The sequence below is a fragment of the Aeromonas encheleia genome, from assembly GCF_900637545.1.
Taxonomy (GTDB): Bacteria; Pseudomonadota; Gammaproteobacteria; order Enterobacterales; family Aeromonadaceae; genus Aeromonas; species Aeromonas encheleia.
This window is the reverse complement of sequence record NZ_LR134376.1, coordinates 2,269,529-2,281,591: the sequence shown is the minus strand read 5'-3', so window position 1 is coordinate 2,281,591 and position 12,063 is coordinate 2,269,529. Positions and strand designations below refer to the sequence as shown.

General features: G+C 59.0%; 11 protein-coding genes. 5 read left to right on the top strand and 6 right to left on the bottom strand.

The window, feature by feature from the left end; translation table 11 throughout:
- Window positions 1-139: 139 nt before the first annotated feature.
- Window positions 140-568 (bottom strand): DUF2158 domain-containing protein, encoded by a 429-nt coding sequence (locus tag EL255_RS10590; protein WP_084228352.1) that lies wholly within the window; start codon window positions 566-568, stop codon window positions 140-142.
- Between the two features lie 224 nt (window positions 569-792).
- On the opposite strand from EL255_RS10590, the gene EL255_RS10585 reads away from it, so the two are divergent.
- A protein-coding gene (locus tag EL255_RS10585; RefSeq protein WP_126623264.1) for an IS3 family transposase occupies window positions 793-1,997 on the top strand; the annotation gives its coding sequence in 2 pieces (ribosomal slippage) (window positions 793-1,111 and window positions 1,111-1,997; 1,206 coding nt in all).
- Window positions 1,998-2,220: 223 nt separating this feature from the next.
- Here EL255_RS10585 and EL255_RS10580 read toward each other — a convergent pair.
- From EL255_RS10580 to EL255_RS10570, 3 genes are all read right to left on the bottom strand, one after another.
- The gene (locus tag EL255_RS10580; RefSeq protein ID WP_042654751.1) at window positions 2,221-2,571 is read right to left on the bottom strand and encodes a hypothetical protein; all 351 of its coding nucleotides are present in this window, start codon (window positions 2,569-2,571) and stop codon (window positions 2,221-2,223) included.
- A 94-nt stretch (window positions 2,572-2,665) separates the two neighbouring features.
- Window positions 2,666-3,916, bottom strand: a complete 1,251-nt coding sequence (locus tag EL255_RS10575) for a tyrosine-type recombinase/integrase (RefSeq protein ID WP_170176031.1) — start codon at window positions 3,914-3,916, stop codon at window positions 2,666-2,668.
- A 317-nt stretch (window positions 3,917-4,233) separates the two neighbouring features.
- Complete coding sequence (locus EL255_RS10570; protein WP_042654753.1) at window positions 4,234-4,539, bottom strand: YebG family protein; 306 nt, start codon at window positions 4,537-4,539, stop codon at window positions 4,234-4,236.
- Between the two features lie 273 nt (window positions 4,540-4,812).
- On the opposite strand from EL255_RS10570, the gene EL255_RS10565 reads away from it, so the two are divergent.
- The 4 genes from EL255_RS10565 to rsmF all read left to right on the top strand — a co-directional run bounded on the left by EL255_RS10565 (window position 4,813) and on the right by rsmF (window position 10,226).
- Window positions 4,813-5,457, top strand: a complete 645-nt coding sequence (locus EL255_RS10565) for a paraquat-inducible protein A (protein WP_042654754.1) — start codon at window positions 4,813-4,815, stop codon at window positions 5,455-5,457.
- Entirely contained in the window at window positions 5,435-6,043 is a 609-nt protein-coding gene (locus EL255_RS10560; protein WP_042654755.1) for a paraquat-inducible protein A, read from the top strand. Before EL255_RS10565 ends, EL255_RS10560 begins: the two co-directional genes overlap by 23 nt.
- Before the next feature lie 55 nt (window positions 6,044-6,098).
- A complete protein-coding gene (locus tag EL255_RS10555) occupies window positions 6,099-8,651 on the top strand; it encodes an MlaD family protein (protein WP_042654756.1) in 2,553 nt (850 codons plus the stop codon).
- A gap of 144 nt (window positions 8,652-8,795) precedes the next feature.
- Window positions 8,796-10,226 (top strand): 16S rRNA (cytosine(1407)-C(5))-methyltransferase RsmF, encoded by a 1,431-nt coding sequence (gene rsmF, locus EL255_RS10550; protein WP_042654757.1) that lies wholly within the window; start codon window positions 8,796-8,798, stop codon window positions 10,224-10,226.
- 255 nt (window positions 10,227-10,481) lie between these two features.
- On the opposite strand, the gene EL255_RS10545 is transcribed toward rsmF, so the two are convergent.
- Together EL255_RS10545 and EL255_RS10540 are read right to left on the bottom strand one after the other, a co-directional pair.
- A complete protein-coding gene (locus tag EL255_RS10545) occupies window positions 10,482-10,739 on the bottom strand; it encodes a RepB family protein (RefSeq protein ID WP_042654858.1) in 258 nt (85 codons plus the stop codon).
- Between the two features lie 168 nt (window positions 10,740-10,907).
- Window positions 10,908-11,936, bottom strand: coding sequence for a site-specific integrase (locus EL255_RS10540; protein ID WP_126623323.1), 1,029 nt, complete (start codon window positions 11,934-11,936; stop codon window positions 10,908-10,910).
- Window positions 11,937-12,063 lie beyond the last annotated feature (127 nt).

Here is a 12,063-nt window from a genome sequence, read left to right as displayed (position 1 = left end):
GTGCATCAGCTGTGCGTCAGGCTAAGCTGAGCCACACTAAATCTAACGGCTGCTATCACTGCTGCCGGACGTGTCACACAAGCTAAGACGATAAGGGGGCTTACGCCCCCTTATCTAGTTGATGTTTCCCAGGTCGAGCTCATACGACCCCCTGCGGGGCTCTCGCCTCGATCCTCTGCGGATCATCTTTGATGACAAGGCCATGTAGATGGAACAGGGATGAAGAGAGTTTATGGCTGCTCTCATCAAACCATATGCATGACACTTCCTGTTCACTGCCATTGTCTCGTGAGTAGTACTCAATCGTCATCGTTGGTCCACCACTGCGAAGCCTCACAACCTGCCCAGCTTGCAGCTGTTCATCCAGACGACTACGGGGCAAAGCTTCACGCAGATGCAGTGTATTAGCTCTGAATGTTGCATAGAAAGGCTCTGGGCCTAATGCTGAGTCGAACCACGAGCAATCAACATGCTCATTATTTGCTCGCACATAATTGACCGTCATGTCTGGTCCCCCGCTCCGCAACCTCACTAACTCACCAGGGTGAAAACAAATATCATCTTGCACTAGCAACTCCTTTGCCGACAGCGCGTTAACTATAGACCCTGATCAATGTTGCTTCTGTTCGTGCCATCAGGGCTTGCACGAACAAATCCCGTACCGCACTAGCTCCAGCATGGCTTCGTGCGAGTATCATAACTAGATTGGCCCCTGGAGGATCCTGACACTTCGCCCCTCTTAACTTAAGAGGTAGTCTTGGAACTATGTTCAGTACTAGTCGCAACGAGAAGATGGTCGAAGTGTTAACAGGAGCCGAGCGCCGTCGACGCCGGACTCCGCAAGAAAAAATCACCATTGTGCAGCAGACCTTTGAGCCCGGGATGACCGTCTCTCATGTTGCTCGCTTGCACGACGTCAACGCCAACCAGCTTTTCAAATGGCGCAAACAATTCCAGGAAGGCTCTCTCACGGCGATCACCGCCGGTGAGGATGTTGTTCCAGCCTCAGAGTTGGCTGCTGCCATCAAGCAGATCCGAGAGCTCCAGCGTCTGCTCGGGAAGAAGACCATGGAGAACGAGATCCTCAAAGAAGCCGTGGAGTATGGCCGAGCAAAAAAATGGATTGCGCATGCGCCCTTGTTGCCGGGGGACGACGATTAAGTGCTGTGAGCCAGGCCCTTAATGTATCGCGTGCGCAGCTATCCGTTCGTGTTCATCGAAAACCGGGTTGGCAAGATGGTCGTCATCATCGCCAGCGTGATGATGCTGCCTTACTTGGCCGGATCATGGAGGCGATGGCAGAGCTTCCCTCCTATGGCTATCGCCGAGTCTGGGCGCTGTTACGGCGTCAGTCAGAGGCAACACGACAGCCTGTGGTAAACGCCAAGCGGGTATATCGCGTCATGCGCGATCATGGCCTGCTGCTCGAAAGAAAACCGGCAGCATCATTGACCCAGCAGGCACATAAGGGGCGTGTTGCCGTCAAAGAGAGCAATCGACGTTGGTGCTCAGATGGCTTCGAGTTTCGCTGCGATAACGGTGAGAAACTACGTGTCACGTTCGCCATGGACTGCTGTGACAGGGAAACCTTGGACTGGGCTGCCAGTACTGGGGGTTACGACAGTGACACGGTGCAAGATGTCATGCTGAGGTCTGTCGAACGTCGCTTCGGGGATGTGTTGCCGGCATCACCGGTGGAGTGGCTGACTGATAATGGTTCGGCGTATCGAGCCCATGAGACTCGCGCGTTTGCACGAGAAATCGGCTTGGAGCCCAGAACGACTGCGGTGAGAAGCCCACAGAGCAACGGTATAGCGGAGAGTTTCGTGAAGACGATGAAGCGAGACTATATCGAGATGATGCCGAAACCAGATAGCCGAACAGCGGTAGGCAATTTGGCCATCGCGTTTGAGCATTATAACGAGCACCACCCGCACAGCGCCTTGGGATACCGTTCACCCCGGGAATTTCTGCGCAGTCGGGTATCACAACCCTAAGCGGGAAAAAGTGTCTGGATCTATGGGGTCAAATCCAATAACTAATGGTTGCAAAACAAGCTATTGATGGTGGATAAATCAGTCAATATGCTTAGGCGTGTAGGTATGTACCGTAATTGCACCATCGTGTAGTGATATATGCTGTTTCGTGGTGTGCCTGGTTGAGCACTTATGGCATATCATTCTGCAAAAATGAAAAGGGGGCTTTCGCCCCCTCCCCTGTCTAGTTGATGCCTAGCTTCTTCCTCCAGTGGAATGCCTCTCTCTGCTTCTCTGACAGTTCTGCCTGGATGATGGCCATCGCCTCGATCCTTCTTCTATCGAACATCACACCGTTAGGAGCGATCAGGCAGTCATTCTTCATCCTCCAGCCTTCCCTGGCCTTGAAGATCGTGGGCAGCTCCCGCCCAGATGCCATACGCATAAGCCGTTTATAGGCAGGTGGGATCTCTATCCCCTTATCCCAATATGTGACCTGCCTCACAGAAACGAAACACAGTTTTGCGACTTCCTCTTCGGATAAGCCGCATTCAAACCAACGAAAAATGAAGTTTTTGGTCAACTCTCGTTCCATCCAAGTAAATACCTGATAAACCAGCAAAATTGCGTGGAGTGGCTTATCGGCAAGCTTCGAATGGGCATTTAACCAAACCGGACATTATGCGCGGTTATTCATGTAGACGATCCAGCGGTTTATGGTTGGCGCTCTCGTGGCGCTCGCTGTTGCCGGTGTGCAGATATTTGGAGGTGGTGTCGATGCTGTCGTGTCCCGCATCTGCTTGGACGTGGGACAGCGGCCGGCCATGCAAGTTGATGTCGTGGGTGATGCCGGTATGGCGGATGGAGTGTGGCGTCAGCTGGCGCATCTCGGCCGCATCTTGGGGAAAGCCGTCCAGCTCTGCCAGGTTGGCCGCTTGCTCCAGTACCGTCATCACCAGGTCCCGCAGTTGGCGGATCCCGAGGTTGGCATTCAGCTCACCTTGCTCCCGGCCGTGGGCTGCCGCCTTGTGGCGGACGAAGAGCGGTGTCTGTTCGTTGGGCGCAGGCAACGGCGAGAGTTCCAGAAAGGTGCGATAGCGTTTGAGTGCCTCCAGCAAGGCCTGGGATACGGCCACGGTGCGCCGCTTGCCGCCCTTGCTGCGTGGAATGTAATAGCCCCAGACGCCCGTCTTGCTGTCTCGGCGAAACTGGCTCATGACCGGGCTGAAGCCGGGTCTGGCCGCCACCTCAGAGATACGCAGATAGCAGGCATACATCAGGCTGATGAGGAACCGACTGCGCTCGTGCTGGGCCGGGCATTCGTCCGCCAACTGTTCGGTGGCCTGCATCACATAGGACCACTGCAATTCGGTAAAAGACTGGCCCTGATCGTCGGCATCCTGGCTGACTGGTCGTTTCACCCGCTGCAGCAGGAGCGCCGGATTGCGGTCCATGTACTCTTCCTGGATCAGGAACTGGAAGAAGGCCGACAAGATGGCGAGTTTGGTCTTCATCGCCTGCTCGCTTAGGCGGTATGGCAGCTCCAGGCCCAGTTCCCGTTTGCCCAGGAATGGCCGCCACTGGGGGTTGGGCAGTCGCTCACCCCACTCCTTGTCGAGCATGAACTGGGCCACGTTACGATACGCGATCAGCACCTGTGGCGGTGCCTGGCAGTAGTCGAGATAGCGCATCATGATGCGCCTGGTGAGATCCTTCGGGCTGATGGCCACCTCGCTGAAGCACCAATGCAGGAAGGTGGTCAGCTCGCTGCGATAGGTCTTGTAGTTGTTCTCGCTATGGCGCTGCTCCAGCAGCCAGTCGACGGCCAGCTCATAGACCAGGCCGGCGTCGGGCACGCCGCCCAGGCTGAGATTGGCCAGATACTGGTTAACCTGGGGGTTGCCCGCCTCCAGATGGAGCAAGTTGTCGAACAGCGGCATGGCGGGCGGAAGTGACGGATGGATCATGGTAGCGCTTGTGGTTCTTGTGGACTGAAGTGAGATTGGGGGCCGCTCGACCCTGATGCCGATAAATGGGGTTATCGGCATCAGGGTCGGCTGGACTGCTCTGGCATAGACTGCCGGTCGGTCGCGTTAGTGTCTCAGGCTGCGGCGCAACATGACATTATTCAATGGATATGCACCCTGGTTGGAAATTTCCCCGGGTGAATATCGATAAAAATGACTGTGAATTCTAAGTTTATGAATAGACAAGGTGCGGATCTGAGTTGTCAGGAGATCACCCCGCCCTCCTCGCCTCAGGCCACACTCTTGAGGGATTTTCCCTTGGGCTTCTCGACGTCCACCTTCTCTTCCTTGGGGCTGATCCCCTGCCCCTTGCCACCGCGCAGCACGTTTTGCAGCAGATCCCGCTGCTCGGCCAGGTAAAAGGCCAGGCTCTCCTGCTGCTCGGGCGTCAGCTGGACGGGGGCCCCGGCCAGCAGCGTCATCAATTCATCGGCGGTATCCAGCAGCTTGTCATAGGCATCCGCCTCTTTCTTGCTGGCAAAGGTCATCTTCTCCACTCCCCCACGCACGACAACATACTTGATCTCAACGGCCATAGTGGCGTCCTCCTCATGATAGTGAGCACAAGTATATGTACGCATATACAGTATTGCAAATAACGCCATGAGCCGATGCTTCGGGGCGCTGAGATCCCATCGTGACTGGGCCGCAGCCTTCTGCTGTACGGCGCTGTTGGGTGGATGCCATGTCCCCTCCCCCCGGCAACTGGCCGGCGAGCCGCTCTTCTTATGGCCGCCGCCCTGCCCCAAACAAGACAGGAGAGCACTTTTAGGGTAAATTTCATCAATTCCTTCAACAGGTTGAATCGTATGTCGGATCCCCATTCCGTGCTCGTCTGCCCGGCCTGCGACTTGCTGATCGAACGCAAGTTGCTGCCGCTGCGCCGTCATGCTCATTGTCCCCGCTGTCATCAGCACCTCTACGGGCGCTATGCCTTTCGCCCTTCCCAGCTGATGGCACTCACCATCACCGGTTTTTTGTTGTTGCCTTCCGCCTTCTTCGAGCCGCTGATCTACCTGCGCCTGGCCGGGGTCAACTCCGATGCCAACCTGCTCAAGGGCATCATGGTATTGCTGGATGAGAGCGAGTTCTGGGTGGCGGCTCTGGTGCTCTGGTGCGCCGCGCTGGCGCCGACCGGCTTGCTGCTGGGGATCTTTGCGCTCGCCTCCGGCATCGCCAAACGCTGGGGCATACTGGCCCTGACCCTCAAGATGGTGGAGGTGTTCCGCCATTGGGCCATGCTGGAGGTCTACATCGTCAGCCTGCTGGTCGCGCTGTTCAAGCTCATCGACATCGCCGATGTGCGCTTGGGGGGCGGGCTGCTGAGCCTCGGGATCCTGATGCTGCTCAACATGACGCTGCTGATCCTGTTTGACCCCGCCCCCTACTGGGAGCGGATACCCTTGCAAGCAGCCTCGCAGGAGCAACACCATGATCCCGACCAGCGCCCGTGAGCTGGGGCTGTGCCGTTGCCACACCTGCGGCCTGCTGGTGCGCTATCAGCCTTCGCTGAGTTGCCCCCGCTGCCACAGCCCCTTGCAGATGCGCATCCCCCATTCGCTGGCCTGGTCATGGGGCTTGCTGGCGCTGGCCACCTTCATGCTGCTGCCCGCCAATCTGCTGCCCATCACCCATTTCTACAACAAGGGGTTGCTGCAGTCCGATACCATCTTCAGCGGTATCATGGCGCTCTATCGCAGCAAGATGTCGGGCATCGCCACCATAGTGCTGACCGCGAGTATCATAGTCCCCATCGGCAAGATACTGGGCTTGGGCTGGATCTGCTGGCAGTTGCAGCGGGCCAAGCCGGTGCGGCGCAAGCGTCAGCTCATCATGTATCGCATCATCGATTTCATCGGGCGCTGGTCCATGCTGGATCTGTTCGTCATCTCGCTGATGGTGGCCCTGGTGGATCGCGGCGTGTTGCTCAACGTGCGAGCGGGCCCCGGTGCCACCGCCTTCGCCGGCGTGGTGGTGCTCACCATGATGTCGGCCCGCATGCTCGACACCCGCCTGTTATGGGACAAGGCGTCCCGCTAATGCTTTTTTCGTCTGTATCGGATGCGCTGTTTATCACAGCCAATAAGGAGTCGTTATGATCGGGGCTGAACCCGTCATCGAGAAACATCGCTGGTTATCCCCAGTCTGGTTATTGCCCGTCATAGCGTTGTTGTTGGCGGGCGGTTTCATCTACCAGCAGTGGACGAGCAGTGGTCAGATCATTCGCATCAACTTTGCCCAGGGCAACGGCATTCTGCCGGGCAAGACCCAGATACGCTATCAGGGGGTCGCCATCGGGGTGGTGCAGGAGCTGGTACTGGCTCAGGATGGTCGCAAGATAGCGGTGCTGGCCAAGATAGACAGCCGTGCCCGCCCGCTGATCCGCAAGGGCTCCGCGTTCTGGCTGGTGAGCCCCAAGGCCTCGCTGACCGAGATCTCCGGCCTCGATACCCTAGTCTCCGGCAACTACATCAACCTGCAGCCCGGCCGGGACAACAACCCGCAGGAGGATGAGTTCGATGCCCAGGACGGCCCTCCCCCCGGTTATCAGGCCCAGGGGCGGACCCTGCACCTGACCGCCGATTCGCTGGGATCGGTCGGCATCGGCGCCAAGATCTACTTCCGTGGGCTAGAGGTCGGCAGCGTCATCAACACCCGCCTCAGCGAGGACAACCAGAATGTGATCCTGGATCTGGTGATCGAGCCGCGCTTCGAACACCTGGTCAAGATGGATACCCGTTTCTGGAACATCAGCGGCATCAAGGGCTCCTTCAGCCTGACCGGCGTCAATGTGGAGGCCGGCAGCCTCGCCTCCATCCTGAGTGGCGGCATAGCGTTCGACTCCCCCAAAGAGTCGCCGGTCGCCCAGAAGGGGCTGAACTTCACCCTCTACAAGGGACTGGCCGAGGCGGCGCGGGGTGAGCGCATCAGCATCCAGGCGGGTGATCTGCCGATCAAGGAGGGCATGCCCATCCTCTATGAGGGGATCGAGATTGGCAGGGTTGACCCCATCCGTCTGACCGAGCAGGGCCGAATTGTCACCGCCCTGGTCAACCCGGAGCAGGCATTTAGAGTGACCGGCAAGAGCCGCCTCGTCTGGGAGACGGTGTCGCTCTCCCCGAGCGGGCTCAAGCACGCGGATCGCCTGCTGGCGGGGCCGGCCATCCGGCTCGACTACGTGGCGGGTGACAGGGTCAGCACCATGACCCTGGAGAGTCAGGCCCAGCGCGGCGGCATCAAGCTGACCCTGCAGGCTGACGATCTCGCCGGCTTGAGCGAAGGCGCGCCGCTATGGTTCAAAGGCCTGCAGATCGGCCAGGTGGGTCCCTTGACCCTGGATGCCAAGGGCAATGCCAGCGTCAGCCTGCTGGTGAACGAGAACCATAGTCACCTGTTGAAGGGGGCGCGTTTCTATCGCGCCGCCCCCCTGCAGATCGAGGCCAATCTGAGCGGCATCAAGGTGGACACCAGCCCGGCGAGCGCCTGGCTGGCGGGCGGGATCAAGCTGGTCCAAGCCCCCGCGGGCGAGCGCATCGACAAGCTCTACCCCAGTCAGGAACTGGCCTTGCTTGGCACCCGCAACGCCAGGCCACAACGCTGGTTGCTGCGCGCCGAGCAGGCGGATGGCGTCAGCATCGGCTCGCCGGTCCTCTATCTGGGACTGGAAGCCGGCAAGGTCAAGGGATTGAAGGCGGATGACCGCGGTGTGGAGATCACCCTGGAGATCGATGCCGTCTATGCGCCCCTGCTCAAGCAACAGCCCCAGTTCTGGAAGAAAGCGGCCATCGACGGCAAGATCCGGCTGGACGGGGTACAGGTCAAGATGGGGAACCTCGCCACCTTGCTGCGCGGCGGCATCGAATTTGATCGGCTCGGCACCGGCCGCAGCAGTCACCAGCTGTTCGACAGCAAGGAGCAGGCCAGAACCCGGGTGCGGACGCTGACGCTGACCGCCGAGCGCAATCCCGGGCTCGGGGTGGGCAGCCCCATTCGCTATCGGGGGGTCGACATCGGCAAGGTGGAGCAGATCGAACTGGACCCCTCCCTCGGTCAGGTGAGCTTCAAGGCCGAGCTGGATGAGCAGTATGCCGCGCGCTTCCTGCAGTCCGGGGCCAGGTTCACCCTGGTGCAGGCCAAGCTGGGGCTGGGCGGCGTCGCCCATCTCGATACCCTGATCAAGGGATCCTTCGTCGAGGCGAGCCCGGGCCAGGGCGCGGGCAAGGATCGCTTCCCCCTGAGTCAGAGCGGCCCCGTCGGGCTGGCACTGACCCTCAGGAGCCCGTCGGTCAGCGGCATCAGCGTCGGCAGCCCCTTGCTGTTCCGCAAAATGATGGTCGGCAGTGTCACCGGGGTGGCACTGGCCCGGGACGGCAGTGAGGTGCTGATCGACGTGAGCATCGATCGGGAGTATGCCCATCTGGTGCGCGCCAACAGCCGCTTCTGGAACGTGTCCGGCGTCAAGGCCGACATCGGTCTGACCGGTGGCACCATAGAGGTGGAAACCGTGCAGAGCCTGCTGGCCGGCGGCATCGCCTTCAACACCCCGGAGCGGGAGATGGGGCCGACCGTCAAGGCTGGCCACCGCTATCCGCTGTATGGCAAGGCGGAGAAAGAGTGGCTGGAGTGGAGCCCCCGCATCCAGCCCTGATCCTCCTCTGCTGTTATCTCCAAACCCGGCATTCTGCCGGGTTTGTTCATTCTGCTCTCCCACGCCATCCAGCAAGCTCGCTAAAGAAAACCCTTATCCTGTGATAGGATATGGCCCCTCATTTTGGGTCAGCGAGACTGCGCCGTGCACGATAACACCTATCTTCCCGATCACTTCCTACGCCATATCGCGGCCATCATGCCGGCGCACCTCTCCATGGAGGAGTTTGTGGCGAGTTGTCGGCGACCGCTGCGGCGCAGCATCCGGGTCAACACCCTCAAGATCACAGTGCCGGCCTTTGTCACGCGGATGCAGGGGCTGGGTTGGCAGCTGGATCCCGTACCCTGGTGTGAGACCGGCTTCTGGCTGGTTCGCGCCGATGAGACAGTGCCCCTCGGCAACACCGCCGAGCACCTGAGCGGCCTGTTCTACATCCAGGAGGCGAGCTCCATGCTGCCGGTGACGGCACTGTTTGCGAGCGACAAGATCAAGCGGGATGGCATGTTGCTGGATGCGGCGGCGGCGCCGGGCTCCAAGACTACCCAGATCGCCGCCCTGATGGATAACCAGGGGATGCTGATCGCCAACGAATATTCCAGCAGCCGGCTCAAGGTACTCAGTGCCAACATCCAGCGCTGTGGCGTGACCAACGTGGGCATGACCCATTTCGATGCCAAGGTGTTTGGCCAGTGGTTGCCGGAGACCTTCGATGCCATCCTGCTCGATGCCCCCTGCTCGGGAGAAGGCACTGTGCGCAAGGACGAAGATGCCCTGCGCAACTGGAGCATAGAGAGCATCGATGAGATCGCCGCGGTGCAGCAGGGCCTGTTGGAGAGTGCCTTCCATGCGCTCAAACCGGGCGGTGTACTGGTCTATTCCACCTGTACCCTGAGCGAGCAGGAGAACCAGGCCATCTGCCAGTCCCTGCTGGACCAGTTCGGCGATGCCCTGAGCTTCGACTCCCTTGCCGGTCTGTTCCCGGGTGCCGAGCAAGCCTGCACCGCAGAAGGCTACCTGCATGTCTGGCCCCAGATCTTCGACAGCGAGGGCTTCTTCGTCGCCAGGCTGCGCAAGCATCACTCTGTGCCGAACACCATGTTCAAGCCGGGCAGGCTCGGCAAGTTCCCCTTCTCCCTGTTGCCGGTGAAAGAGGCCGAGCCCATGTTGCGCGAGATTGAGGCGAGCTTCGGAATAGTTCCGCGCGGTCAGCTGTCCGGTCGCAACGACGAGATCTGGCTCTTCCCCCAGGCGTTTGAACAGGTGCGGGGCAAGCTGCGCTTCGACCGCATCGGCATCAAGTTGGCGGAGACCTTCAAGAAGGGCTATCGAGTGACCCACGAATGGGCGCTGGCCTATGGCAGTCTGGCCACCCGGGGATTCGTCGAGCTGGATGTCGCCAATGCCCGTGAATTCATGATGGGGCGGGATGTCTGGCCCGAGCTGGAGGCTGGTACTGGCGAGGTGATCGTCCGCTATCAGGGACATCCGCTGGGGATGGGGAAATGGGTCGGGAGTCGCATCAAGAATGCCCTGCCCCGCGAGCTGGTGCGTGACAACAATCTGTTCAACATCTGAGGCCTAAACAGGCTGGCAGCCGGAGCAAGACTGCCTTCTGAACCAGGGCGTTGCCGCGAGTGTAAAACCTGATCGAGTCTGGAAAACCCACACTCTGTTTGAACTTTTAGTCAGATCTTGAAATGCCTCTAGCCTTGTCTAAGCTTAAGGCAATCCGCATATCAATTAGCGCACGGCTCTGCAAGGAGCCAATTCCCCTATGCCAGGTACAAGGAATTCGTACCTGGCTTTTTTTATGTTCGAGCGTTCGGCATATTATTCGATAGTCTCCGCCAACGCCTGCTCGGAGCGGATCTGTGGCACCAGCTCATGTTGGTAGAGCAGATCAATAGCCTGCTCAATAAGCGACGCCTGACTGTCTTCCAGATGGTGACCGAGTTCCTGCAACCGCTGCGCGTGGCGATTGCTGATCCAGCACTGCAGCCGACTATGGGTTTCCTGCTTGCGCTTCACATGCTGACGCTGCCGCTCGGCATTGTCTTGCGCTTCATTCGCTGTTATTTCCTGGTTCATATGACCTTGCATCTTTCACTTTTGTGACTCGTTATCTCTCATTCTTGGTGGAGAGCCGCCCTATGGCATGTCTCCCATCCGCCCTGCTCCCTTCAGAAGGGATTGGATTATAGGTAACAGGATCAACGAGATAGTATTTAACATAAATAATGTGGTGACGCGGTTTTATCAAAGCAAGCCTTCCAGGGCATGATCGGAGAACTTGTGCGCATCGTCGAAATACTCCTGCAGGGTACGCATGTCCTTGTGCCTTGTCACCTCGATGATCTTGTTCATCGGCTTGCCGGCGGTCACGGCCGAGGTGATGAATCCCCGTCGCAGGCTATGGCCACTGACATAGAGATCGTCGATGGCCTGGCCGGTGCGCCGCTTTATCATCAGGTTGATGCCCTGCGGGCCCAGGGGATCCGCGGTGAGCTGTCCCCAGCGGGTCATCCGCCGAAACAACGGGCCCTGGCTTAGCCGGCTCGCTTTCAACCAGCGGCTCAGGGCCGACACCGGACAATGTTGCTTGCCAGGAATGAGCGCGATCTCGGTTTCATGGAGCTGATGCTTGCTCGGCTTGAGGCGAAGCCTTATCCCCTGCCCCACGAAGTCGAGATCGCTCACCTCGATGCGGGCGGCTTCCGAGCGACGCAAGGCGCCGCTGAACATCAACAGCAGCAGGGTGTGATCCCGCAAACCGGCCAGATTGGAGGTGTCGATCTCATCGAGCACCCGCGTCAGGGGTTGCAGGGTCAAGGCTCCCGTCTTGCGTTTGCGGTTATCACCGAGGCGCACTATGCCGCGCATCATCTCTTTGATTTCCGCATGCTCGGTCGGCATGGGATGAATGCCCTTCTGCTTGAAGGCGTAACGGATCCCGGCGAGTCGCCGTACCAGGGTGGCCGGCTTGCGCGGCTCGCCGTTTCGCAGCTCCCCCTTCCCCTCTTCCCTGTCCAGCCATACCCAGTCGGCCAGGATGCCATCGGCCTGATCCGCCAGAAAGTTCATGATGTCGTGATGGCTGGTTTGCAGTGGATCCAGCCCGTGCAGCTGACACCAGAACACGAAGATGCGGGTATCTGCCTGATAGGCGTTGAGGGTCGAGTCCGCCTTGGCACTGCGCAGGAACCGCCGAGCCCGGTTATTGAGCGCTGGATCGAACACGGCCTGCAAGGACTGATGAACAGGGGGTGAGACGGTTGGATATGCCACTTAAGTCTATGATTCTATGCGGAGTTTAGAAGGATCTTACAGGATCTTTCAGGTACATCAAGTATCGATAATGAATATTATCGATACTTATGATATCTCGGTTTAACCCCATCTGCCTCCGCATCTC